Origin of the sequence: Actinoplanes sp. GCM10030250, from assembly GCF_042666575.1 — a bacterium.
Lineage (GTDB): Bacteria > Actinomycetota > Actinomycetes > Mycobacteriales > Micromonosporaceae > Actinoplanes.
The window spans coordinates 56316-81574 of record NZ_JBHTDO010000001.1; the positions used below are offsets into that span (position 1 = coordinate 56316).

At 70.4% G+C, this 25259-nt stretch carries 22 protein-coding genes; 20 read left to right on the forward strand and 2 right to left on the reverse strand.

Annotated features, from left to right (window positions below; translation table 11 throughout):
* Window positions 1-81: 81 nt before the first annotated feature.
* From infB to ACFQV6_RS00370, 15 genes are all read left to right on the forward strand, one after another.
* The gene (infB, locus tag ACFQV6_RS00300) at window positions 82-3237 is read left to right on the forward strand and encodes a translation initiation factor IF-2 (RefSeq protein WP_378025220.1); all 3156 of its coding nucleotides are present in this window, start codon (window positions 82-84) and stop codon (window positions 3235-3237) included.
* 231 nt (window positions 3238-3468) lie between these two features.
* Entirely contained in the window at window positions 3469-4494 is a 1026-nt protein-coding gene (locus ACFQV6_RS00305) for a TRM11 family SAM-dependent methyltransferase (protein WP_378025221.1), read from the forward strand.
* A 34-nt stretch (window positions 4495-4528) separates the two neighbouring features.
* Complete coding sequence (locus ACFQV6_RS00310) at window positions 4529-4822, forward strand: DUF503 domain-containing protein (protein ID WP_378025222.1); 294 nt, start codon at window positions 4529-4531, stop codon at window positions 4820-4822.
* 71 nt (window positions 4823-4893) lie between these two features.
* Window positions 4894-5355, forward strand: a complete 462-nt coding sequence (rbfA, locus tag ACFQV6_RS00315) for a 30S ribosome-binding factor RbfA (RefSeq protein ID WP_378025223.1) — start codon at window positions 4894-4896, stop codon at window positions 5353-5355.
* Window positions 5352-6365: a bifunctional oligoribonuclease/PAP phosphatase NrnA gene (locus tag ACFQV6_RS00320; RefSeq protein WP_378025224.1), complete on the forward strand. Its 1014-nt coding sequence runs from the start codon at window positions 5352-5354 to the stop codon at window positions 6363-6365. The genes rbfA and ACFQV6_RS00320 overlap by 4 nt, the downstream gene beginning before the upstream one ends.
* Before the next feature lie 635 nt (window positions 6366-7000).
* Window positions 7001-8302, forward strand: coding sequence for an MATE family efflux transporter (locus ACFQV6_RS00325; protein ID WP_378025747.1), 1302 nt, complete (start codon window positions 7001-7003; stop codon window positions 8300-8302).
* Between the two features lie 204 nt (window positions 8303-8506).
* On the forward strand, window positions 8507-9394 hold the full coding sequence (gene truB, locus ACFQV6_RS00330) for a tRNA pseudouridine(55) synthase TruB (protein ID WP_378025225.1): 888 nt from the start codon (window positions 8507-8509) through the stop codon (window positions 9392-9394).
* 163 nt (window positions 9395-9557) lie between these two features.
* Complete coding sequence (locus ACFQV6_RS00335) at window positions 9558-10490, forward strand: bifunctional riboflavin kinase/FAD synthetase (RefSeq protein ID WP_378025226.1); 933 nt, start codon at window positions 9558-9560, stop codon at window positions 10488-10490.
* A 114-nt stretch (window positions 10491-10604) separates the two neighbouring features.
* Window positions 10605-10874: a 30S ribosomal protein S15 gene (gene rpsO, locus ACFQV6_RS00340; RefSeq protein ID WP_196411730.1), complete on the forward strand. Its 270-nt coding sequence runs from the start codon at window positions 10605-10607 to the stop codon at window positions 10872-10874.
* A gap of 190 nt (window positions 10875-11064) precedes the next feature.
* A complete protein-coding gene (locus ACFQV6_RS00345) occupies window positions 11065-13428 on the forward strand; it encodes a polyribonucleotide nucleotidyltransferase (RefSeq protein ID WP_378025227.1) in 2364 nt (787 codons plus the stop codon).
* Window positions 13429-14760: a M16 family metallopeptidase gene (locus ACFQV6_RS00350; protein ID WP_378025228.1), complete on the forward strand. Its 1332-nt coding sequence runs from the start codon at window positions 13429-13431 to the stop codon at window positions 14758-14760.
* 93 nt (window positions 14761-14853) lie between these two features.
* Window positions 14854-15744 carry a phosphatase PAP2 family protein gene (locus tag ACFQV6_RS00355; RefSeq protein WP_378025748.1) on the forward strand — a complete coding sequence of 297 codons (891 nt, stop codon included), beginning with the start codon at window positions 14854-14856 and terminating at the stop codon, window positions 15742-15744.
* 4 nt (window positions 15745-15748) lie between these two features.
* Window positions 15749-16507: a 4-hydroxy-tetrahydrodipicolinate reductase gene (gene dapB / locus ACFQV6_RS00360; RefSeq protein WP_378025229.1), complete on the forward strand. Its 759-nt coding sequence runs from the start codon at window positions 15749-15751 to the stop codon at window positions 16505-16507.
* 18 nt (window positions 16508-16525) lie between these two features.
* Entirely contained in the window at window positions 16526-16963 is a 438-nt protein-coding gene (locus tag ACFQV6_RS00365) for a hypothetical protein (protein ID WP_378025230.1), read from the forward strand.
* The gene (locus ACFQV6_RS00370) at window positions 16960-17826 is read left to right on the forward strand and encodes an MFS transporter permease (protein ID WP_378025231.1); all 867 of its coding nucleotides are present in this window, start codon (window positions 16960-16962) and stop codon (window positions 17824-17826) included. The genes ACFQV6_RS00365 and ACFQV6_RS00370 overlap by 4 nt, the downstream gene beginning before the upstream one ends.
* Before the next feature lie 63 nt (window positions 17827-17889).
* On the opposite strand, the gene ACFQV6_RS00375 is transcribed toward ACFQV6_RS00370, so the two are convergent.
* Window positions 17890-18303 carry a thiol-disulfide oxidoreductase DCC family protein gene (locus ACFQV6_RS00375; RefSeq protein ID WP_378025749.1) on the reverse strand — a complete coding sequence of 138 codons (414 nt, stop codon included), beginning with the start codon at window positions 18301-18303 and terminating at the stop codon, window positions 17890-17892.
* Window positions 18300-18863, reverse strand: a complete 564-nt coding sequence (locus ACFQV6_RS00380; RefSeq protein WP_378025232.1) for a GNAT family N-acetyltransferase — start codon at window positions 18861-18863, stop codon at window positions 18300-18302. The genes ACFQV6_RS00375 and ACFQV6_RS00380 overlap by 4 nt, the downstream gene beginning before the upstream one ends.
* Window positions 18864-18905: 42 nt before the next feature.
* On the opposite strand from ACFQV6_RS00380, the gene ACFQV6_RS00385 reads away from it, so the two are divergent.
* The 5 genes from ACFQV6_RS00385 to ACFQV6_RS00405 all read left to right on the forward strand — a co-directional run bounded on the left by ACFQV6_RS00385 (window position 18906) and on the right by ACFQV6_RS00405 (window position 25142).
* Complete coding sequence (locus ACFQV6_RS00385) at window positions 18906-20129, forward strand: winged helix-turn-helix domain-containing protein (protein ID WP_378025233.1); 1224 nt, start codon at window positions 18906-18908, stop codon at window positions 20127-20129.
* Window positions 20130-20293: 164 nt separating this feature from the next.
* Entirely contained in the window at window positions 20294-20857 is a 564-nt protein-coding gene (locus tag ACFQV6_RS00390) for a DUF2752 domain-containing protein (RefSeq protein ID WP_378025234.1), read from the forward strand.
* A 26-nt stretch (window positions 20858-20883) separates the two neighbouring features.
* On the forward strand, window positions 20884-21777 hold the full coding sequence (dapA, locus tag ACFQV6_RS00395) for a 4-hydroxy-tetrahydrodipicolinate synthase (protein WP_378025235.1): 894 nt from the start codon (window positions 20884-20886) through the stop codon (window positions 21775-21777).
* 13 nt (window positions 21778-21790) lie between these two features.
* A complete protein-coding gene (locus ACFQV6_RS00400) occupies window positions 21791-23479 on the forward strand; it encodes a ribonuclease J (RefSeq protein WP_378025236.1) in 1689 nt (562 codons plus the stop codon).
* A gap of 88 nt (window positions 23480-23567) precedes the next feature.
* Window positions 23568-25142: a S1 family peptidase gene (locus tag ACFQV6_RS00405; protein ID WP_378025237.1), complete on the forward strand. Its 1575-nt coding sequence runs from the start codon at window positions 23568-23570 to the stop codon at window positions 25140-25142.
* Window positions 25143-25259: the final 117 nt, after the last annotated feature.

Below are 25259 nucleotides of genomic sequence, written 5' to 3' on the forward strand. Positions count from 1 at the left end.
AGTCCCTGAAATGACAAGGCTTCTAGTGCACGAGTGAGGTCTGTGCGGGTGCGCTCGCACGACCTCGAAGTGAGGAGTGCAGTGCCAGGCAAGGCCCGCGTTCACGAGCTCGCCAAAGAGCTCGGGGTCGACAGCAAGACCGTTCTCGCCACGTTGAAAGAAATGGGCGAGTTCGTCAAATCCGCATCGAGCACCGTCGAGGCCCCCGTGGCCCGGCGACTCCGTGGTGCCCTCGAGCAGGGTGGAGCCATTTCGTCGGCTCCCAGCGCTCCGGCACCCGGTGCTCCCGCCGCGTCCGGCGGCTCCAGCACCGCTGTGCCCGCGCGCCCGGGTCCCCCGGCAGGGCGGCCTCAGCCGCCGCGCCGGCCCGGTCCGCCGCAGGGCCCGTCCAGCAACGTTCCTACTTCTCCCGCTGCTCCGGCGCCCGGCCCGTTCGTCCGGCCGAAGCCGACGGTCCCGGGTCGCCCGGGTCCGATGCCCGGTCCGGTTGCGAAGCCGGCCAGCGCCCACGACATCGAGGTGGCGGCCGCCGAGGCGCGCGCCTCGGCGTTGAAGGCGGAGCAGGAAGCCGCAGTCAAGGCGGCACAGGCAGCGCAGGCAGCCCGTTCCCGGGATGCCGAGCGCCGGCCGCAGGGCTCCACCGAGTCCGGCACCCCCAGTGGCCCGGGCGCCCCGGGCGCCCCGCGTGGCCCGCGTCCCGGTGGTCCTGGTGGCCCCGGTGGTCCCGGCAGCGTCCCGCCCCGTCCGGGCTCACCGGCAGCGGGCCGTAACGCACCTCCCGGTGCGCCCGGTGGCCCGCGTCCCGGCCCGGCCGGTGGCAACCCGCGTCCGCCCGCGCGCGGCCCGGGTAACAACCCGTTCGGTGTTTCCGGTGGTGCGTCCGCGCGGCCGAGCCCTGGCTCGATGCCGCGTCCGAACCAGCCGGGCATGCCCCCGCGGCCGAGCCCTGCCTCGATGCCCCCGCGGCCCAGCCCCGCGTCCATGCCGTCCCAGCGTCCCGGCCGTCCGGCCGGTCCCGGTGGTGCCGGTGCGGGCCGTCCCGGTGGTCCCGGCGGCGGTCGTGGCGGTCCCGGTGGTGGTGGCGGTGGCGCCGGTGGCGGCGGTTACCGCGGTGGTGGCGGTGGCGCCGGTGGCGGCTTCCGTCCCGGTGGTGGCGGTGGCGCCGGTGGCGGCTTCCGTCCCGGTGGCGGCGGTGGCGCCGGCGGTGGCTTCCGTCCCGGTGGTCCCGGTGGCGGCGGCGGTGGCCCGGTTGGTGCCGGTGCTCCCGGTCGTCCCGGCGGTGCCGGTGGCCGTGGTCGTGGCGGCGGTGCGGCGGGTGCCTTCGGGCGTCCCGGCGGCCGGCCGACCCGTGGCCGCAAGTCGAAGAAGCAGCGGCGTCAGGAGTTCGACAACCTGTCTGCCCCGCAGATGAGTTCGGGCGCGCCCCGCGGTAACGGCCAGGACATCCGGCTGTCTCGCGGCGCGTCGCTCTCCGACTTCGCTGACAAGATCAACGCGAACCCGGGTTCGCTGGTCCAGGAGATGTTCAACCTGGGCGAGATGGTGACCGCGACCCAGTCGGTCTCCGACGACACGCTGTTGCTGCTCGGTGAGCACCTCGGCTTCAACGTGGTGATCGTCAGCCCCGAGGACGAGGACCGCGCGCTCCTCGCGCAGTTCAACATCGACCTCGATGCCGAGATCGCGGCCGACCGCCTGGTCACACGGCCGCCGGTGGTGACCGTCATGGGTCACGTCGACCACGGTAAGACGAAGCTGCTCGACGCGATCCGCAAGACCAACGTGGTCGCCGGCGAGGCGGGTGGCATCACCCAGCACATCGGTGCCTACCAGGTCGTCGTGCCTCACCAGGGCCAGGATCGGGCGATCACCTTCATCGACACCCCGGGTCACGAGGCGTTCACCGCCATGCGTGCTCGTGGTGCCCAGGTGACCGACATCGTCATCCTGGTGGTCGCGGCGGACGACGGCGTGATGCCGCAGACGGTCGAGGCGCTCAACCACGCCAAGGCCGCCGAGGTGCCGATCGTGGTCGCGGTGAACAAGGTCGACAAGCCGGACGCCAACCCGGAGAAGGTGCGCCAGCAGCTCACCGACTACGGCCTGCTCGCCGAGGAGTACGGCGGCGAGACGATGTTCGTGAACGTGGCCGCCAAGCCCGGCATCGGTATCGACGAGCTTCTCGAGGCCGTCCTGCTGACCGCCGACGCGGCGCTCGAGCTGACCGCCCCGATCGACGGCCCCGCACAGGGTGTCGCGGTCGAGGCGCACCTGGACAAGGGCCGCGGCGCGGTCGCCACCGTCCTGGTGCAGAAGGGCACGCTGCGTGCCGGTGACTCGATCGTGGCGGGTTCCGCTCACGGTCGTGTCCGGGCCATGCTCGACGAGAAGGGCAACCAGATCCCCGAGGCGGGTCCGGCGCGTCCGGTCCTGGTTCTGGGTCTGACCTCGGTGCCGAGCGCCGGTGACACGTTCCTCGCGGCTGAGGACGACCGCACCGTGCGTCAGATCGCCGAGCAGCGGCAGGCTCGCCGTCGTGCGGCGACCTTCGCCAACTCCCGGCGCGCCAAGACGATCGACGAGATCGTCCGCGAGCTCAAGGAAGGCGAGAAGGCGTCGCTCACCCTGGTCATCAAGGGTGACGGTTCCGGTTCGGTCGAGGCGCTCGAGGAAGCGCTGTTCAAGATCGATATTCCGGAGGAGGTGCAGCTCAAGGTCATCCACCGCGGCGTCGGTGCGATCACCGAGAGCGACGTCAACCTGGCGTCGGCATCGTCGGAGCAGACCGCGACGATCATCGGCTTCAACGTCCGGGCCTCGAACAAGGTCAAGGAACTCGCCGACCGCTCAGGCGTGGAGATCCGCTACTACAGCGTGATCTACCAGGCCATCGAGGAGATCGAGGCGGAGCTCAAGGGCCTGCTCAAGCCGGAGTACGAAGAGGTCGAGCTGGGCACGGCGGAGATCCGCGAGGTCTTCCGCTCGTCCAAGATCGGTCTCATCGCCGGCTGTATCGTCCGGTCGGGCCTCATCCGCCGCAACACCAAGGCGCGAATCCTGCGCGACGGTGTCGTGGTCGGTGACAACGTCACGATCAGCTCGCTCAAGCGGTTCAAGGACGACGCCACCGAGGTCCGCGAGGGCTTCGAGTGTGGTCTGACGCTCCAGGGCTACGGCTCGCCGCAGATCGGCGACGTGATCGAGACCTTCGAGATGCGCGAGAAGCCGCGGGCGTAAGCTTCGCGACTTTGCACGGCCCCGGTGCTTCGGCGCCGGGGCCGTGCGTTTTTTCAAGACCTTTTCTCGTACGACCGACGGCGCTCTGCCGAATTTCGACAGTTCCCGGATCGCCGCGCGATCACCGGCGGTGGTGCCGCCTTTGCCGCGACCGCCGGGCGGAGATCGGTGGTCCCGCTTGCCGGCCGGGCGGGGAACGATGGGCGCGGGGGCCTCTGGGAGAATGACGGCATGCCCCGGTACGCCATGCTCCTCGCCCCGTCCGCCAACCGCGTCTACGCCGACCAGGCGTCCCGCATGTCCCAGGCGGAGCTGGCTGCCTTCGGGAAAGTCCTCTCCTCGGAACTCGCCGACATCGAGGTGACCGAGATCGGCGGCGTCGAGTACCTGACCTTCACCGGGTCACTCTCCGAGCGCGACATCGCGTACCTGTCGAACCTCTCCTCGGCCTATGCCCTCTTCGAACGCGTCGACGACGACCTGCTGCGCCCGCACCTGCTCACCCCGCTGGCCCGGTACGACAGCGACCTGATCACCATCCCGAAGTACGCGGGCAAGACCAACGAGCAGTTCACCAAGCTGGTGCTCAACCTCACCCTGCTCGCCTCCGACTCGGCCGGCCGGATGCTCGACGGGCACCTCACCGTCCTCGACCCGCTCTGCGGCCGTGGCACCACCCTCAACCAGGCCCTGATGTACGGCTACGACGGCATCGGTGTGGAGATCGACGGCAAGGACGTCGAGGCGTACAAGCTGTTCCTCCAGACGTGGCTCAAGCGCAAGCGGCTCAAGCACACCGCCGAGCTGGTCCCGATGCGCCGGCAGGGGCGCCGCGCCGCCCGCCGCCTGGAGGTCACCATGGCGGCCAGCAAGGACGACCACAAGGCCGGCGCGGTCCAGAAGGTGACAGTGCTGCACGCCGACACCACCGGGCTGGACGGCCTGATCCGGGGCAACATCGCCGACGTTCTGGTCGCCGACCTGCCGTACGGCGTGGCCCACGGCAGCTACGACGACGGCGGTGGCATCTCCCGCCGCCCGCTGGACCTGCTGGAGCGCGCCGTGCCCGAGTGGCTGCCGCTGCTGCGCCGCGGTGGCGCGATCGGGCTCTCCTGGAACACGAAAGTGGCCAAGCGTGAGCTGGCCGAGGACATCCTGCTGGCGTGCGGGCTCGACCTCGTCGAGCACCTGCCCCTGCAGCACCGGGTGGACCAGGGCATCGACCGCGACGTGATCGTGGCGCGGAAATCCGGCTGACCTGGCCATCGGTACGGGCGTACCCTGCTCGCTGATGTATACCGAGACCGCAGTTTTCGACCTGCTCCTGCCCGGTGACTCCCAGTCGCTGAAGCAGAAGCGGTCCTATGTCAGGCCGATCATCGCGATGCTGAAGAAGTTCGAGGTGAGCGCCGCCGAGGTGGGATTCCACGACCTGCACGGCCGGGCCCAGATCGGGGTGGCCGTGGTGGCGCCCGACCCCGCACAGGCACGTTCCGTCATCGACACCTGCGAGCATCAGATGGCCGGCCGGCCCGAGATCGAGTTGCTCTCCGTCAAGCGACGGCTTTACGGCGACGACGACTGACCTGGGTAGGCTTCAGCAGTTAGGGCGGGGTCGGTGCTGACCCGCGGGAATGACAGTCGGAGGTGGGCTAGATGTCGGATCCGGCCAAGACACGGCGGCACGCGGAGCGCATCCGTGAACTGGTGGCTTCGCTGGTGCGGGAGATCAAGGACCCGCGCCTCGGCATGGTGACGATCACGGATGCCCGGATCACCGGCGACCTGCGCGAGGCGACGGTCTTCTACACCGTTCTCGGTGACGTCACCGAGCAGGCGTCGACGGCGGCGGCCCTGGAGAGCGCCAAGGGCATGCTGCGCAGCCGTGTCGGGCACGCCCTCGGCCTGCGGCACTCGCCGAGCCTGGCGTTCGTCCTGGACAACGTGCTGGAGAACGTCAAGGAGATCGACGACCTGCTGGAGCAGGCCAGGCACCGTGACGAGGAGGTCCAGCGGCTGGCGGCGGGTAAGAGCTACGCCGGCGACCCGGACCCGTACAAGAGCGACGAGGACGAGGACGATCCCGAGCGGGTGGGCGCGGCTGAGGAACAGGGGTGACCCTGTCCGCTCCCTCGGCCGGGCAGTGGGCCGCCGCGGTCGCGGCGGTCCGCGCGCTCGGCACCGGTGACGAGATCCAGCTGATCTGCCACGTGAACCCGGACGGGGACGCGCTGGGAAGCATGCTCGGTTTCGGGCTGGGATTGCGGCGGCTCGGGTTCGACCGGGTGCGCGCCACGTTCCCCGGCGAGTTCCGGGTGCCCGATCCCTACGCCGCTCTCCCGGGGTCGGAGTTGCTGGTCGCTGAGGGTGAGGCGTACCAGAACGCCGACCTCGTGATCGTGTTCGACGTGGCGAGCGAGTCCCGCCTCGGCGGGCTCGCCGGCCTGTTGTCCGCCGCGCCGGCCAGCCTGGTGCTCGACCACCACGCGTCGAACACCGGCTTCGGCGGCGTCCAGCTCGTCGACCCGCGGGCGGCCGCCACGTCGGTGGTCGCCGAGCGGCTCCTCGCCGAGCTCGGAGTCGAGCTCGATCAGGAGATCGCCGAGTGCCTCTACGTGGCCCTCGCCACCGACACCGGCTCGTTCAAGTTCGACCTGACCACCGTGGCGGTGCACGAGCTGGCGGCGCGGCTGATCGCCACCGGGCTGCGCCCCGGCGAGATCTCCCGGCGCGTCTTCGACAGCCGCCCCTTCGGTGCGATGAAGCTGGCCGGCGAGGTGATGGGCCGGGCGGTGCTGGAGCCCGGCGCGGCCGGCGGTCGCGGCATGGTCTGGACGTACGCGACGCTCGACGACCTCCAGCGATACTCCCAGCCGCCGTATGTGCTGGACGCCCTCATCGACCCGGTGCGCTCGGTCGCCGAGGCTGACGTGTCGGTGGTGGTGAAGCAGGTCGCGGCGGGGGAGTGGTCGGTGTCCCTGCGCAGCAAGGGTGCTGTCGACGTGAGCGGTGTGGCGGTGTCGCAGGGCGGTGGCGGCCACCGTCTGGCCGCCGGTTTCACCGGTTACGGCGAGCCCGATCAGGTGGTGGACGCCGTTCGTCGCCTACTTGACGAATACCTGAACTGAGCGGCGTTTCCGCAGTTGAACGGGGGTCACCCGAAAGGGTGGCCCCCATCTTCGTTGTCCCGGATCGCGGGATCCCACCAACAGCCAGCGAGACTGAACGTTAGTTTGGTTCCTGAACGGTGATTTGGTTTCGCGCGGCTGCTACCGACCGCCTTCCGCGAGACCTCGAGCCACCCGGGTCCACAGCCCCGGGCCGCGTCACCTCGGCCGCAGATCCGGCGATCCCGGATCGGGCTTCCTGTGACGCACCGCTCGACCGATTTCGGGCGCCCCGCGAGTTCGGGTGCGCCCCACCCCACCGTGGAAGGACATTCCGATGGCTGCCAAGCCGAAGCCCCAGCCCTCTGACGACGCCCGCGAGCAGGCCCGCCGCGCCCTGCAGACCTCGCTGGACACGCGCCAGTAATTCCCGCCGACGAAAATGTAAGTGACGGAGCCGCATTGCGGCCCTTACTGCCGGGCGGGCATCATGGAACACCATGAGCCCGCCTGCAGAACCTCCCGCCGTGCCTTCTGCAGAGCCCGTGCCTTCTGCAGAGCCCGTGCATCCTGCAGAGTCCGCACCTTCTGCAGAGTCCGCACCTTCTGCAGAGCCCACGTCTTCTGCAGGGTCTCCCGCCGCGTCTTCTGCTGAACTGCGGCGCACTGCCACCGCGCGCAGGATCGTCGCGCTGGCACTGCCGGCGCTCGTGGTGCTGGCCGCCGAGCCGGTCTACGTGCTGGTGGACACCGCTGTCGTCGGCCACCTCGGCCCGGTCGAGCTCGCCGCGATCGCGATCGGCGGGACCGTCATGTCGATGGCCGCGTGGTTCGGCACGCTCATGGCGTACGGGACCACCGGCCGCGCCGCCCGCCGCTTCGGTGCCGGTGATCGGCCCGCCGCGGTCGCCGAGGGTGTCCAGGCGTCCTGGCTCGCGCTCGGCGTCGGCCTGCTGCTCGCCCTGGCCGCCCTGGTCGCTGCCGAGCCGCTCACCCGGGTCCTCGCCGGCAACCCGGACACCGCCGAGGCCGCCGCCGGATGGTTGCGGATCGCCGCGTTCGGCGCGCCCGGCCTGTTGCTCGCCGCCGCCGGCAACGGCTGGATGCGCGGCGTGCAGGACACCCGGCGCCCGCTCTACATCGTCCTCGGGGCGAACGTGCTCTCCGCGATCCTCTGCCCGGTGCTCGTCTACCCCCTCGGCCTGGGCCTGACCGGCTCCGCGATCGCCAACGTCACCGCGCAGAGCGTCGGCGGCCTCCTCTTCCTGCTCGCCCTGGTACGCGAGACCCACGCCCTGCGCCCCGCACCGTCGATCATCGTCCGCCAGGTGGTCCTCGGCCGCGACCTGCTGATCCGCGGCGCCGCCTTCCAGGCCTGCTTCCTCTCCGCCACCGCCGTAGCCTCCCGCTTCGGCATCGCCGCCGTCGGCGCACACCAGATCGCCCTGCAACTCTGGTTCTTCGCCGCCCTCGCCCTCGACGCGGTGGCCATCGCCGCCCAATCCCTGGTCGGCGCCGCCCTCGGAGCCGGCGACGCCGACGAGGCCCGCGACATCGCCCGCCGCGTCACCCTCGCCGGCGGCGTGGCGGCCGCCGTCTTCGCCGCCCTCGCCGCGGCCGGCGCCTCCGCCATCCCCGCCCTGTTCACCTCCGACCCCGCCGTGCAGGCCCAGGCCTCGATAATCTGGCCCTGGTTCGTCGGCCTGCTCCCGTTCGCCGGCGTGGTCTACGCCCTCGACGGCGTCCTGATCGGCGCGGGCGACGTGGCCTTCCTGCGCACCATCACGGTGATCTCCGCCCTGTGCGGCTTCCTCCCGGCCATCTGGCTCGCCTACGCCTTCGACCTGGGTCTGGGCGGCGTCTGGGCCGGTCTGGGCCTGTTCACTCTCGTCCGCTTCGTCACCCTGGTCTGGCGGTGGCGCTCCCCCCGCTGGGTGGTAGTAGGCGCAACCCGCTGACCGAGACCCAAGCGTCCGCCCGCCGCTTCCCGCCACCCAAGCGTCCGCCCGCCGCTTCCCGCCGCCCCGCCGCTTCCCGCCGCCCCGCCGCTTCCCGCCGCCCCGCCGTTCGCCCGCCGCTTCCCGCCGCCCGCCGTACGCCTTCCTGCTGGTGAAGGTCCGGGCGGGGGTGGGGTGATCGCGGGGCGCAAATAGGGTGGTCCGGTGGACACGGATGGACTGATCGTGGTGGACAAGCCGGCCGGTATGACGTCGCACGACGTCGTCGCCCGGATTCGGCGGCTGGCGAAGACCCGGCGGGTGGGGCACGGCGGGACACTGGACCCGATGGCCACCGGGGTTCTGATCATCGGGGTGAACCGGGCCACCCGCCTGCTGACCTATGTGATCGGTGCGGAGAAGAGTTACGCCGCCACGATCCGGCTCGGTGAGTCCACCGTCACCGACGATGCCGAGGGTGACGTGACGTCCACCACCTCGGCGGAGGGTGTGACCGACGACGCCATCCGCGCCGGACTCGCCACCCAGGTCGGCGAGATCGACCAGGTACCCAGTGCGGTCAGCGCCATCAAGATCAAGGGTGTGCGGTCGTACAAGCGGGTCCGCGACGGTGAGACGGTCGAGATCCCGGCACGCCGCATCACCGTGCACCACCTGGACGTCCTCGCGATCCGGCGCACCGAGAGCCAGGACGTGATCGATGTGGACGTCGACGTGACGTGCTCCTCCGGCACCTACATCCGTGCCATCGCCCGTGATCTCGGCACCGCGCTCGGTGTCGGCGGTCATCTCACGGCACTGCGCCGGACCGCGGTCGGCGGCATGACCCTCGACGCCGCCTCCACCCTCGCGGAACTGGAGGAACGCGCCCCCGACGTGATCGGCCTCCCGATGGCGGAAGCGGCCCGGCGGGCGTTCCCGCAGCGCACGGCCACCGAGGAGGAGACCCGGGTACTGCGACACGGTGGCCCGCTGGCCCCGGCCGGTATCGACGGCCCGTACGCCGTCTTCGACCCGTCCGGCGACGTCCTCGCGATCGTCAGCGAACGCGACGGCAAGGCCCGCGCCGAGATCGTCCTCGCCCCCGCCTGAAGCCCCCGCCTGACGACCGGCCAAGCCGGGTGAAGCCGCGCGCCCGGCAGCCGCAGGCGTGACGTGGGAGGACGCGCGGCCGCTCGGGGGTGGCGCGGGGGACGCGCGGCCCGCCCGGGCGGTCGATACGCTAGGGCCCGGTAGCTCAGTGGAGGGGCGTTCGATGCAGCGGTGGCGGGGGTACGAGTCGGTCCCCGGTGGTTGGGGCCGGTCGGTCGTGACGATCGGTGTCTTCGACGGCGTGCACCGCGGGCACCAGGCAATCATCGGTCACGCCGTGAAGCGGGCCCGTGACCTGGGTCTCCAGTCGGTGGTGATGACGTTCGACCCGCATCCGGCCGAGGTGGTCCGCCCCGGTTCGCACCCGGCGGTGCTCACCGAGCCGATGCGCAAGGCCGAGCTGATCGAGGAGCTGGGCGTCGACGCGCTCTGTGTGGTGCCGTTCACCCCGGCGTTCTCGCAGCAGACGCCGAACGAGTTCGTTCATGACGTGCTGGTCGAGGCGCTGCACACGGCGGTCGTCGTGGTCGGCGACAACTTCCGGTTCGGGCACCGGGCGGCCGGCGATGTGGCTCTGCTGGAGACGCTCGGGCAGAAGTTCGGATTCACCGTCGAGGATGCTCCGTTGGTATCCGAGAACGGATTGGTGTTCTCCTCCACGTACATCCGCAGTTGTGTCGACGCCGGGGACGTGCGTGCCGCGGCCGCCGCACTCGGCAGGCCGCACCGCCTGGCCGGTGTGGTCGTCCGCGGTGATCAGCGTGGGCGCGAGCTGGGTTTCCCCACCGCCAACCTGATGGTGCACCGGTACGCGGCCGTTCCCGCCGACGGCATCTATGCCGCCTGGATCACCCGCGGCGGTGAGAACGGTGTCCGGCTCCCGGCCAGCGTGTCGATCGGCACCAATCCCACCTTCTCCGGGCGGGAGCGGCGGGTGGAGGCCTATGTGCTCGATTTCTCCGGCGACCTGTACGGCGAGCGCGTCAGCCTCGACTTCGTCGCGCACATCCGCGAGCAGCGCAAATACGACGCCATCGATCCGTTGATCGCTCAGATCCGGGCGGACGTCGAAGAGACCCGGGTGTTGCTCCGGTGACGCCCTGATAGGGTTTAACCGTCGTTGGGTTGTCCCGACACCGGCCCCGCCTGCCTGCCCGACGCCGCGGGTGCGGGGAATCGTTTGAATCGGCAACACAGAAGTCCGGAGAACATGGCGCTCGATCAAGAGACCAAAAACAAGATCATGGGCGAGTACGCGACCAAGGACGGCGACACCGGTTCGCCCGAGGTTCAGGTCGCGATGCTCACCAAGCGGATCGCCGACCTCACCGAGCACCTCAAGGTGCACAAGCACGACCACCACAGCCGTCGTGGTCTGCTGCTGCTGGTGGGTCAGCGCCGCCGCCTGCTCAACTACGTTCACAAGAAGGACATCGCCCGCTACCGGACGCTCATCGAGCGCCTCGGCCTGCGTCGATAGCACGCCCTGAGGGGGCGGCTCCGGCCGCTCCCTCGGCTCAACACCCCACGGACCCGCGCGGGTCACTCCGTCAGCACCGGTCCTCGGTAGTGGTTCCCAGGCACACTTCTCCTGGGTACTTCGATCGAAGACCGGCCTTCTGAACCGCGCTGTAGACCGCCGGGTCCTCGACGAAGGAGTACCGCACTTCATGACAGAGCAGAACAACGCTCTCGGCAACGAATCCCGCACCGCCGTCATCGACAACGGGTCGTTCGGCACCCGCGAGATCAAGTTCTCCACCGGCCGCCTCGCGCAGCAGGCCGCCGGTTCGGTGATCGTCCAGCTGGGCGACACCACCGTCCTCTCCGCGACGACGGCCGGCAAGCAGCCGAAGGACCACTTCGACTTCTTCCCGCTGACCGTCGACGTCGAGGAGCGGATGTATGCCGCGGGTCGTATCCCCGGCTCGTTCTTCCGGCGTGAGGGCCGTCCCAGCGAGGACGCCATCCTCACCTGCCGCCTGATCGACCGGCCGCTGCGCCCGTCGTTCACCAAGGGCCTGCGCAACGAGGTCCAGGTCGTCGAGACCATCCTCGCGCTCGACCCCTCCCACCCGTACGACGTCGTCGCCATGAACGCGGCCTCCATGTCGACGAAGCTCTCCGGCCTGCCGTTCAGCGGACCGGTCGGCTCGACCCGTGTCGCGCACGTCGAGGGCCAGTGGGTCGCGTTCCCGACCCTCGAGGAGCTCGAGCGGGCCACCTTCGACATGGTGGTCGCCGGCCGGACGCTGCCGGACGGCGATGTCGCGATCATGATGGTCGAGGCCGAGGCCACCCCGCACGCGATCAAGCTGATCTCGGCCGGTGCCGTCGCCCCGACCGAGGAGATCGTCGCCAGCGGCCTGGAGGCCGCCAAGCCGGCGATCCGCGAGCTGTGCCGCGCGCAGAGCGAGCTGGCCGAGGTCGCCGCGAAGCCGGTCGCCGAGTTCCCGGTCTTCCTGGATTACCAGGACGACGTCTACTCCGCAGTGGTCGAAGCCGTTCGCGGTGAGACCGCCGAGGCGCTCACCATCGCCGGCAAGGCGGAGCGTGAGGAGGCCCTGGACCGGATCAAGGCCAAGGCGCACGAGCTTCTCGACGCCCAGTTCGAGGGCCGCGAGAAGGAGATCAGCGCGGCGTTCCGCTCGGTGACCAAGTCCGAGGTGCGTGCCCGCGTGCTGCGCGAGCAGATCCGCATCGACGGCCGTGGCCCGCGTGACATCCGCCCGCTGAGCGCCCAGGTCGGCGTGCTGCCGCGGGTGCACGGCTCGGCGCTGTTCGAGCGGGGCGAGACCCAGATCCTGGGCGTCACCACGCTGAACATGCTGCGTCTCGAGCAGTCGCTGGACACTCTCGCCCCCGAGAAGACCAAGCGCTACATGCACAACTACAACTTCCCGCCGTACTCGACCGGTGAGACCGGCCGGGTGGGTTCGCCGAAGCGCCGCGAGATCGGCCACGGCGCGCTGGCGGAGCGGGCCCTGGTGCCTGTCCTGCCGTCGCGTGAGGAGTTCCCGTACGCGATCCGTCAGGTCTCTGAGGCTCTCAGCTCGAACGGCTCCACCTCGATGGGCTCGGTCTGCGCCTCGACGCTGGCCCTGCTCTCCGCGGGTGTGCCGCTGAAGGCCCCGGTCGCCGGCATCGCGATGGGCCTGATCTCGGACGAGGTCGACGGCAAGACGGAGTATGTGGCGCTGACCGACATCCTCGGCGCCGAGGACGCGTTCGGCGACATGGACTTCAAGGTCGCCGGCACCAGCGAGTTCGTCACCGCCCTGCAGCTGGACACCAAGCTCGACGGCATCCCGTCGGACGTGCTGGCCGGCGCTCTGCAGCAGGCACACGAGGCCCGCGCCACGATCCTCAGCGTGATGACCGCCGCCATCGAGGCCCCGGCCGAGATGAGCGAGTACGCACCTCGCGTCACCACGGTGAAGATCCCGGTCGACAAGATCGGCATGGTGATCGGCCCCAAGGGCCAGACCATCAACGCGATCCAGGACGAGACCGGCGCCGACATCTCCATCGAGGACGACGGCACGATCTACGTCGGCGCGACGAACGGCCCGGCCGCCGAGGCCGCGGTCGAGCGGATCAACGCGATCGCCAACCCGACCATGCCGAAGGCCGGCGACAAGTTCCTCGGCACCGTGGTGAAGACCGCCGCGTTCGGCGCCTTCATCTCGCTGCTGCCGGGCCGCGACGGCCTGCTGCACATCTCCAAGGTGGGCGACGGCAAGCGGGTCGACAAGGTCGAGGACTTCCTCAACGTCGGCGACAAGGTCGAGGTGTCCATCGCGGACATCGACGCCCGCGGCAAGATCTACCTCGACAAGGTCCGTCCCGAGGGCGCGGAGGCTCCGGCCGAGCCGGCCGCCGCTGCCGGCGAGGGCGGGCGTCCCGAGCGGGCACCCCGCGAGGACCGTGGTCCCCGTGGCGAGGGTGGTCCCCGTGGCGAGGGTGCCCCGCGTGGCGAGGGTGGCGAGCCCCGGCGGCGCCGGTCGCGGCCTGCGGGCGAGCGTCGCGACTAAGTGACAGCGAACAGCAACCGCGGGCCGGCCGAAAGGCCGGCCCGCGTTGTCACCAAGACCCTCAAAGACGGCGTACGCAAAACGGTCCTTCCGAACGGTCTGCGCATCATCACCGAGTCCATCCCCACCACCCGCAGCGCCTCGCTCGGGATCTGGGTGGGCATCGGCTCCCGTGACGAGACACCAGCCCTGCACGGTGCCTCGCACTTCCTTGAGCACCTGCTCTTCAAGGGCACCCCGAAACGGACCGCCCTGGAGATCTCCGCGGCGATCGAGGCCGTCGGCGGTGAGACGAACGCCTTCACCACGAAGGAGTACACCTGCTACTACGCGCGGGTGCTCGACGCCGACCTGCCGCTCGCGGTGGACGTGCTCGTGGACGCGGTCGCCGACTCGATCCTCGACCCGGCCGACGTGGAGACCGAGCGGGGCGTGATCCTCGAAGAGATCGCCATGCACGAGGACGAGCCCGGTGACGAGGTGCACGACGTCTTCGCCGAGGCGCTCTACGGCAACCATCCGCTCGGCAGGCTGATCTCCGGTACGCCCGAGTCGATCGCCCCGATGACCCGCAACCAGATCCACGGCTTCTACCGGCGGCGCTACACACCGCCCCAGATCGTGATCGCCGCGGCGGGCAACCTCGACCACGCCACTGTCGTCCGGCTCGTCCGCAAGGCGCTCGGCGGCACCCCGCTGGACACCGCGCCGGCCGCGCCCGCCGAGACCCGTGCGAGCGACAAGCGCGTACGCATCCAGAAGCCCCGCAACGTCGTGCTGCACCGCGACACCGAGCAGGCGCACATCGTGCTCGGCGGTCCCGGTCTCGGCCGCCACGACCAGCGCCGGTTCGCCCTGGGCGTGCTCAACAACGTGCTCGGCGGCGGCATGTCGAGCCGGCTGTTCCAGGAGATCCGGGAGAAGCGCGGCCTGGCGTACTCGGTCTACTCGTACGCCGGCCAGTACGCGGACTCCGGCCTGGTCGGCGTCTACGCCGGCTGCGCACCGGCGAAGGCGGCCGAGGTGCTCGACCTGATCCGCACCGAACTCGATCGGGTGGCACAGCACGGCATCACCGCCGAGGAGCTGGCCCGCGGCAAGGGCATGGTCAAGGGCTCGTACGTGCTCGGCCTGGAGGACACCGGCTCGCGTATGAGCCGCCTCGCCAAGTCGGAACTGCTGCACGGCGACCTGATGGGCGTCGACGAGTTGCTCGCCCGGGTGGACGCGATCACCGTCGAGGAGGTCGACGCGGTCGCCGCCGAACTCCTGTCGGGGGAGCGTTCGCTCGCCGTGGTGGGACCGTTCGACGAGTCCGAGTTGCACCCGTAGTTACCCTTGGACCCCGTGACGACGCTGGAGACCCCGCCCGAGACCCCCGCAACCCCGCCACCACCGGAGCTCCGGAAGCGGCGGATCATCGGGATGCTGATCTGGGCGGCGGTCTTCGCCGTCGGGGTGTACTTCGTGGGCGTACCGACGAGCGACCCACTGATCGCCTTCGGCTGGCTGTGGCTGGCGACCATCGCGTGGCGCAACCACGAGCCATGGCAGACCCACCTGCGGTTCCTGCGTGACTGGCTGCCGATCTGCCTGCTGCTGTTCATCTACAACATCTCCCGGGGCTACGCCGACAAGCTGTTCGCGCCGCATGTCACCGAGCTGATCGCCTTCGACAAGTGGATGTTCGGGTGGTTCACCGGCGACCTCACCCCGACGCAGTGGCTCCAGGAGCACCTCTGGCAGCCCGGCGTGGTCCAGTGGTGGGAGGTGGTCGTCTCGATCGTCTACTTCTCGCACTTCCTGACCCTGCCGACCATCGCCGTGATCCTCTGGATGCGGTCCCGGTACCAGTGGGCCCGGTTCATGCGCCGCTGGTTCGTGCTCTGCGTGTTCGGCCTGATCACCTACTTCCTCTACCCGGCGGCCCCGCCGTGGTGGGCGGCGGAGCCCCAGCACGGTGCGCTGATCGAGGCGACCCGGATCTCCACCAAGGGGTGGGACGCGATCGGCCTGCACGGCGCCGGCAACACCCTCAACGCGCTCCAGGTGGAGGCGGCGAACCCGGTCGCCGCGATGCCGTCGCTGCACACCGCGTTCGCCTTCATGGCCGTCGTCTTCTTCCTGCCGAAGGTGCGGCGGCGGTGGTGGCCGCTGCTCTTCGCGTACCCGCTGTCGATGACCTTCACCCTGGTCTACACGGCCGAGCACTGGGTGATCGACGTGCTGGTCGGCTGGGCGTACGTGGGCGTGGTCTTCGTGGTCGTCGGGCTCGCGGAGCGGTGGTGGGAGGCGCGTCGCCGTACGTTAAATTGACGGTGTGACTGACCTGCCTGAACCTGTTCGAGTCGGCGTCCTCGGAGCCCGGGGCCGGATGGGCCTGGAGGTCTGCAAGGCGGTCGACGCCGCTGACGACCTCACCCTGGTCGCCATGATCGATCAGGGTGACTGGATCTTCAACGCCTCCGACGCGGGCGCTCAGGTCCTTGTCGACTTCACCAGCCCCGACGTGGTGATGGACAACCTGCGGTGGGCGATCGAGCAGGGCATCCACGTCGTCGTCGGCACGTCCGGCTTCACCGAGGACCGGCTCGAGCAGGTCCGTGCCTGGCTCGCGGCCAAGCCCGGCGCCGGCGTGCTGATCGCACCGAATTTCGGCATCGGCGCGGTGCTGATGATGCAGTTCGCCGCCCGGGCCGCCCGCTACTTCGAGTCGGTCGAGATCATCGAGCAGCATCACCCGCGCAAGCTCGACGCGCCGAGCGGCACGTCGATGCACACCGCCAAGGTGATCGCCGAGGCCCGTGCCGAGGCCGGTTGCGGCCCGATGCCGGACGCCACCAAGGAGGAGCAGCTCGGCGCGCGCGGCACCGAGATCGACGGCGTGCGGATCCACTCGGTCCGCGCCGCGGGTCTCGTCGCGCACCAGGAGGTGCTGTTCGGCACCCTCGGTGAGACGCTGACCATCCGGCACGACTCGCTGGACCGCTCGTCGTTCATGCCGGGTGTCCTGCTCGCCGTCCGCAACGTGATCAAGCGCCCGGGCCTGACCATCGGCCTCGACCCGCTGCTGGACTGACCCGGCTATCTTGTCGCGGTGACCGATCTGACGACGCGCGGCCGGCGGGTGCGGCTCCTGGCCACCCTGGCGGGACTGCTGCTGCTGGTTGCCGGGACCCTGTTCGGCCAGGACGACCACTTCCCGTTCGGGCCCTTCCGGATGTACTCCACGTCACCGGACCCGAACGGCGCGGCCAAGGACACCCGCGTCGAGGGCGTCGACGAAACCGGGCAGGTGGTGGCCATCACCGAGGCCAACAGCGGCATCCGGCGGGCTGAGATCGAGGGACAACAGCAGGCGTACGAGCAGGACCCGTCCCGCCTGAGTCGCATCGCCGACGCCTACGCCGAACACACACCCGGCGCCCCGGTCCTGCGTGAGGTCCGCATCGTGATCCGCTGGCACGGCATCAAGGACGCCCGGCCCACCGGCACCTCGTACGACGAGATCGTCGCCGATTGGACCCGGCCATGATCAGTCGCTGGTTCTTCGAGCCGGTTCCGAGAGGCCGGATCGCCGCGTTCCGTACGCTCGTCTATCTTTTTGTCGCCCTTGACCTGGTCGTTTTCACCCCCTGGGTGCGGTCGCACGCCAACACCCCGGGAGATCTGTACGAGCCACTGCTGATCGGCCGTCTCCTGCCCCTGCCGACGCCCACTCCGCTGCTGGTGCACGGCATCTTCTGGGCACTGCTGGTGCTCTCCCTGGCCGCGGCGAGCGGCCGTGCGCCACGGCTGCTCGGCTGGCCGGTCTTCCTGCTCTACTTCGAGTGGATGATCATCGCGATGAGCTACGGCAAGGTCGATCACGACCGGGTCGGGCTCCTCGTGGCCCTCGCGGTCCTTCCCACGGTCGGACGCGCCCGGCATCGCGATCCCGCGCTCACCGAGTCGGGGGGCTGGGCGCTGCGGGTCACCCAGATCGCGGTGACTTGCACCTATTTCCTCGCGGCGATCGCGAAACTTCGCTTCGGTGGTGTGGAGTGGGTGACCAGCGGGGTCCTCGCCCAGGCGATCATCCGCCGCGGTACCGAGCTGGCTGATCTGATCGCGTCGGTGCCCGGCCTGCTGATCGTCTCGCAGCTCGGGATCATCGCGTTCGAGCTGCTCAGCCCGCTGATCTTCGTGGTTCCGGAGCGGTGGCGGGCGCGTGTGGTGGCGTTCTTCTACGCCTTCCACCTGGCGACGTTCGCGACGATCACGATCTCGTTCGCGCCGCATTTGGTGGCTATGGCGGCTTTCCTGCCGTTGGAGAAGATTCGCCTGCGCCGCCGTGTTGTGGGCCCTGCTCCGGAACCCGCTACGCAGGCGCCGCCGCACGACCGATCCGCCACCTAGGCGCCGCCGTGACCGCGTGCGAGGGCGTCCTGGCGTGCCCGCGCAGTGGCCGGGGAAAGCCGGTCAGGACTCCGTCGCCGGGGCGGGGCGGCGGTTCTGGGGGACCGCGCAGGCCGCGGTGCCGCCCGGCATGAGGTGGCGATGGTCGGCGACCCACTGGTAGGCCGGCCATGCCGCGGCGCGGACCGGGCTCAGGCCGAGGGTGCCCCCGGCGAGGGACCAGAAGCGGCCGGCGTCGCGCAGCAGCAGGGCGATCGCGTCGGGGCCGGCGGCTGTCGTGCCGTCGAGGCCGACCCACTGGACCGCGGCCTCGCACTGTTCGACGGTGAGGCCGAGCGCACCCAGGTCGGCGAACTGCCAGGGGATCACGGTGGCCCGGGTGGGTATGCGGCGCTCGATGAACTGGGCGCAGCTGGTGCAGAAGGAGCAGTCGCCGTCGTAGACGAACGTCGGCTGGGTATTCGTCACGTTCTCTATTCTCCGTCCAGCGCCACGTGCAGGCGCAGCTGGGGTACGAGCAGGTCGTCGACGTCCAGGGCGCGTCCGGCGCCGTCCGGTTCCCAGCCGGTCGAACCGAGGAACTTGCGCATGACGGTGTCGGCGTCGTAGACCCAGGCCACCGCGGTGCGGAAGCCGTCGTCGCGCCAGTTGTCGACGGCGGCGGCGAGCAGCCGGCTGCCGTGGCCACGCCGGCCCCAGCGGGGTTCGATGAGCAGGTCGGTGACGGCGGCGACGTCGTCGGGCAGCGCGGACTCCTCGGGGGCGAGGGCCTGCTCGTCGGCGGGGCCGGAGGCGGCGAAGCCGACCACCTGTTTGCTGTTCTCGGCCTGTTCGACGGCGATCAGCACCCGGTGCCGGGCGGACGGCGCCTCGGTGATGGCCTCGGTCCAGCCGCGGGCGAGGTACGACTCGTCCAGGTTGGCCAACACGTGAGCGGGGAACATCCGGCGATACGCGGTGCGCCAGGTGGAGAGCTGGATGCGAGCGATCTCCGGTGCGTCGTCGGGACGCGCGGGACGGACGAAGCCGAGAGCCATGGCGGCAACTTTGTCATACCCCTGACCTAGCCTGTTTTCACGATGGCTGTTCCCGATGCACTCTCCGTCTCCCAGGCCCGCCGGATCACCCTGGCGGCCCAGGGTTTCACCGACCCGAAACCGGGCGGTGCCACCGATCTGCGTCACCTGCGCCGTGTGCTGCGCCGTCTGCACCTGATCCAGATGGACTCGGTGAACGTGTTGCAGCGCGCCCACTTCATGCCGCTCTACAGCAGGCTCGGCCCCTATCCGGCCGGTCTGCTGGAGCGGGCGGCCTATCGCCGTCCCCGGGAGCTGTTCGAGTTCTGGGGGCACGAGGCCTCGCTGATCCGGGCCGAGCTGCAGCCGCTCTTTCGCTGGCGGATGGCCCGTGCGCACGACCTGGCCTGGGGCAACATGCGGCAGATCGTCGCCGAGCAGCCGGAGCTGGTGTCCTGGGTGCTCGACGAGGTGCGCGAGCGGGGCCCGATCACCGCCGCCGAGATCGAGCACGACGCGCCGCGGACCAGGGACAACTGGGGGTGGAACTGGTCGGTTGTCAAGCAGGCGCTGGAGTGGCTGTTCTACACCGGTCAGGTGACCGCCGCCGAGCGGACCAGTTCGTTCGCCCGGCGCTACGACATGCCCGAGCGGGTCCTGCCGTCAGCCGTCCTCGACGCGCCCACGCCGGAGCCCGAGGAGGCGTTCCGCGCCCTGGTCGAGCTCTCCGCCCAGGCCCTCGGGGTGGCCGCCGAGCCGGAGCTGCGTGACTATTTCCGGTTGCCGGTGCGCGAGTGCCGCACCGCGATCGCCGAGCTGGCCGAGGCCGGTGTGCTGCGCCCGGTGACGGTCGCGGGCTGGAAGGCGCCCGCCTACCTGCACCACGGGGCCCGGCTGCCCCGCCGGGTGGACGTGGCGACGCTGGTGAGCCCGTTCGACCCGCTGATCTGGGAGCGGGCGCGCACCGAGCGGCTCTTCGACATGACCTATCGGATCGAGATCTACGTGCCGCGGCCCAAGCGGCTCTACGGCTATTACGTGCTGCCCTTCCTGCTCGGTGAGCGGTTCGCCGCCCGGGTTGATCTGAAGGCCGAGCGCAGGACGGGTGTGCTGCAGGTTCCGGCCGCGTGGATCGAGCCGGTCGCCGACCAGGACGAGACGGCTGAGGCGCTGGCCGCCGAGCTGGTCCGGCTGGCCGGCTGGCTGGGCCTGGAGTCGGTGGCGGCACCTGACCGGGGCGACTTCGCCGGGCCGCTGACCGCGGCGCTGAAAGCGAGAGCGGGGTGACCGGGCGCAAGCGGGGGCCGCAAGCGCGCCGCACAAGCGGAGAGCGAGTGCGGGGTGACCGGGCGCAAGCGGGGGCCGCAAGCGCGCCGCACAAGCGGAGAGCGAGTGCGGGGTGACGCCGCGGAGGCGCTGAGGGGGAGAGCCCTCGGTGTACCGTGGCGGCCATGAGCACCGCCACTCCCGCGAGCCAGTCCGGCACCTGGGGTGAGCTCCCGCCCTGGCTGGCGGACCAGCCGATTCAGGGCCCGGCCGTGCCGCCGGAGTGGATCGCCTATGCGCAGCAGGACCGCCTGACCCGCTTCGTCACCCGCGTCGCCGCCCGCACCCCGTTCTGGTTCGCCCCGGTCGCGGTGCTGGCCTGCATGGGCGCCGCGGCGGGCTACACGCTGGTCAGCGACCCGGTCCAGGCGGCGGCCGGTGACGAGCCGAGCTGCATCGTGAAGTTCACGACCGGGTTCGTGTGCCCGGGGTGCGGTGGCACCCGCGCCGCCTGGTACCTGTTGCACGCCAACGTGCCCGCGGCCGCCCGTCACCACCTGATGTTCGTGTTCGCGGTGCCGTTCCTGATCTACATGTATGTCGCGTGGGCCGGGCGGACGCTGTTCCGGTGGAAGGTGCCGCAGCTGTCGATCAGTCCGGCCGTCATGATCACATTCATGGCGGTGTGGGCCGTCTGGAGCATCCTGCGTAACCTGCCATGGGCGCCGTTCACCGCTTTCTACGTGTGACCGGAGCGTCCGATAGGTTGTCAGGTATGACGCACGACCCGCGGCCGTTCGGACGGCTGCTGACCGCCATGGTGACCCCGTTCACCGCCGACGGTTCCCTGGATCTCGAGGGCGCGGCCCGGCTCGCCGCTCACCTCGTCGACGAGCAGCGCAACGACGCTCTCGTGATCAGTGGCACCACGGGGGAGTCTCCGACCACGACCGACGCGGAGAAGGAAAGCCTTCTGCGGGCCGTGGTGGAGGCGGTCGGTGATCGCGCCAAGATCGTGGCCGGCGTCGGGACGAACAACACCGCACACACCGTCGAGCTGGCCAACGCCGCCGAGAAGGCGGGTGCGCACGGTCTGCTGGTCGTCACGCCGTATTACAACAAGCCGCCGCAGGCCGGTGTCGAGCGTCACTTCCGGGCCATCGCCGACGCGAGCGGGCTGCCGATCATGGTCTATGACATTCCGCACCGCGCCGGGACGGCCATCGCCACCGAGACTATGTGCCGGATCGCCGAGCACGAGCGGATCGTGGCGGTCAAGGACGCCAAGGGTGACCTGATCGCCAGCTCCTGGGTGCTCGCCCGCACCCCTCTCGCCTATTACTCCGGCGACGACGCCGCCACGCTGCCGCTGCTCTCCATCGGCGGTTCCGGCCTGGTCGGCACGTCGACGCATTTCACCGGTGCCCTCGCCAAGGACATGATCGAGGCATATGAGCGGGGCGACACGGCCGCCGCGCTGGCCGCGCACCGCACAGCGTTGCCGTTGTTCACCGGCATCTTCCGCTCCCCGGGGACGATGCTGGTGAAGGCGGGTCTCAAGGCTCTCGGCCTGCCCGCCGGGCCGGTCCGGTCGCCGCTTGTCGACGCCGGTGACGAGGAAATGAACCAATTGCGCCAGGACGCCGCCGCGGCCGGCATCGTGCTCTGACAGGAAGAGGCGAATGAGTCACGCTCACGTGGAGCTGGGTCCACCGCCGCCACTGCCGGAGGGCGCCCTGCGCGTCGTCCCGCTCGGCGGCCTCGGCGCCATCGGCCGCAACATGACGGTCTTCGAGTTCGACGGGAAGCTGCTGGTTGTCGACTGCGGGGTGTTGTTCCCCGACGTCGAGCAGCCGGGTGTCGACCTGATCCTGCCGGATTTCGCTCCGATCCTGGAGCGCCTGCAGGACATCCAGGCGATCGTGCTGACCCACGGCCACGAGGACCACATCGGTGCGGTCCCCTATCTGCTGGCCCACAAGCCGGACATCCCGCTCGTCGGCTCGGAGTTCACCCTGGCGCTGGTCGAGGCGAAACTCGCCGAGCGCCGCCTGGACCCGTACACGTTGACGGTCCGGGAGGGCCAGACCGAGCGGCTCGGCCCGTTCGAGTGCGAGTTCTTCGCGGTGAACCACTCGATCCCGGACGCCCTCGCGGTCGCCGTGCGCACGCCGGCGGGCCTGGTGCTGCACACCGGTGACTTCAAGATGGACCAGGTGCCGCTGGACGGGCGGATCACCGACCTGGCCGGTTTCGCCCGGCTCGGTGCCGAGGGCGTCGATCTGCTGCTCTCCGACTCGACGAACGCCGAGGTTCCCGGTTTCGTCACACCGGAGCGCGACATCGGCCCGGTGCTCAGCTCGATCTTCGGCAAGGCGCGCGGCCGGATCATCGTGGCCAGCTTCGCCTCGCACGTGCACCGCGTCCAGCAGGTGATGGACGCCGCCTGGGAGTACGACCGGAAGGTCGCCCTGATCGGCCGCTCGATGGTCCGCAACATGGGCATCGCCCGTGACCTGGGCCTGCTGCGTATCCCGGAGGGCCTGCTGGTCGGCCTGGACGAGGCCACCCACCTGCCGCCCGACGAGATCGTCTTCATGTCGACGGGTTCGCAGGGCGAGCCGATGAGCGCCCTCGGGCGGATGTCCACCGGCGACCACCGGCACATCACGATCGCCACCGGCGACACCGTGGTGCTGGCGAGTTCGCTGGTGCCGGGCAACGAGACCTCGGTCTACCGGGTGATCAACCAGCTCTCCCGGGCGGGTGCCACGGTCATCCACAAGGAGACGGCGAAGGTGCACGTCTCCGGGCACGCGCCGGCCGGTGAGCTGCTCTATCTGCTCAACGTGACGCGCCCCAGCAACCTGATGCCGGTGCACGGCGAGTGGCGCCACCTGCGTGCCCACGCCCAGCTCGGCATCGAGTCCGGGGTGGCCGCCGACCGGGTGGTGCTCTGCGAGGACGGTGACGTGGTCGACCTGGTCGAGGGCCACGCCCGCGTCGTGGGCCGGGTCAAGAGCCGGTATGTGTACGTGGACGGCCTCGCCGTCGGCGACGTCAGCGAGTCGCTCCTCACCGAGCGCAGGATACTGGGCGACGGTGGCTTCATCGCCGCGACCGTGGTGATCGACTCGGTCACCGGCAAGGTGGTCGGCGAACCGGTCATCTCGGCGAAGGGCTTCTCCGAGGACCCGGAGGCGTTCAACCCCGTGGTGCCGTTGCTCACCGCGGCGCTGCATCGTTCCGCCGAGGACGGCATCACCGATACGCACCAGTTGCAGCAGGTCGTCCGCCGTACGGTCGGCCGCTGGGTGAACGACGCGTACCGCCGCCGGCCGATGATCGTGCCCACCGTCGTGGAAGTTTGACGTATTTTTCAACCATCTGGGGATCTGCTGCGTACTTCCTGTCACCGGTGCCGCCCCCACGGCACCCGTGGCGGAGGGAGTTCTCCAGATGCAGCGCAGACCGATCGCCGTAGCGGCGGCGGTATTGGCGGCGACCGGAGCGGCGGTGGCGTTCACGCTGCCGTCGCTCGCCGGCACCGAGTCGGACAAGCCGTCATCCGCAGCCGCCGGCAAGGGTGGGGACGTTTCCCCGCAGTTGCTCGCGGCGATGAAACGCGACCTGGGCCTCGATGGTGACCAGGCGCGTGCCAGGCTCTCCCGGGCCGAATGGGCCGGCGGGGTCTCGGCGACGCTGGCCGTGCAGACCGGCGCGAAATTCGGTGGCGCCTGGCTCGCCGAGGACGGCACGACCCTGAAGGTCGCGGTGACCGACTCGGACGCGGCAGCCGAGGTCAAGGCCGCCGGCGCCGTGCCGGTGCTGGTCAAGCGCAGCGAGGCGCAACTCGACGCGGCGAAGACGAAGCTGGACGACGCGAAGTCCAGCCCGGACGCCGTGACCGGCTGGTTCGTGGATCCGACCACCAACAAGGTCGTCGTGGTCGCGCAGCCCGGTGCGAAGTCGGCCGCGCTGGAGTGGGCGGAGAACAGCGGGGTCTCGGACAACGCCGTCACCGTGAAGATCAGCAAGGCGCAGCCGAAGCCGCTCTTCGACGTGCGCGGCGCTGACCCGTACTTCATCAACATCGGTGGCGGGCAGGCCCGTTGCTCGATCGGCTTCTCGGTGGAGGGCGGCTTCGTCACGGCCGGTCACTGCGGCGAGGAGGGCGCCCAGACGACCGGGTTCAACAACCAGGCCCAGGGCACCGTGGAGTTCTCCGTCTTCCCGGGTGAGGCCGACATGGGCTTCGTCGCGGTGAACGGCGACTGGACCCCGCGTGCGGTGGTCAACGACTTCGAGGGCAACGAGCTGCCGGTCGCCGGCAACACCGAGGCGCCGGTCGGTGCCGCGGTCTGCCGCTCCGGCTCCACCACCGGTACCTTCTGCGGCACGATCCTCGCGAAGAACCAGACGGTGCGGTACCCGGAGGGTGCGGTCACCGGGCTCACGCGTACCGACGTGTGTGCCGAGGGCGGTGACTCCGGCGGGCCGTGGCTCTCCGGTGACCAGGCCCAGGGCATGACCTCGGGTGGTTCGGGTGACTGCACGGTCGGCGGCGAGACGTTCTTCCAGCCGCTCAACGAGGTCCTGGCGGCGCAGAACCTGACGCTGGTGACCACCGGCGGTGCGGCTGAGCCGCCCGCCGAGAGCGCACCTCCGGCGGAGAGCGCACCTCCGGCCGAAGAGGGCGGCGAGGAGGGTGGCGAGGCTTCGGCCTGCGACAGCCTCCCGGTGCAGCGTGAGAACGAGATCTCGCGGGCCGGCTCGGCGCAGGCTCAGCCGGACAACGGGGCCTACCGCGCCCGTGCCGGTACGCACACCGCGTGCCTGGACGCTCCGGACGGTGCCGACTTCGACCTGGTGCTTCAGCGGATGAACAACCGCGGCTCGTTCCGTACGGTCGAGCGCGCCACCGGTGAGGGTGACAAGACCCTGAGCTTCACCGGGCGCGCCGGCACCTACCGGTACGTCGTGGTGGCCACCTCGGGCACCGGTGCCTACTCGCTGGGTTTCAACGTCTCCTAGCGGTGGCCAGGGGCGTTCGGGTGTGGAAGCCACCCGGACGCCTTTAGCCGGGCGCGGAGGCCTTAGCCCGGCCAGGTGACCGAGGCCCGGCATGGATCGGGGCCCGCACTCGTCAGA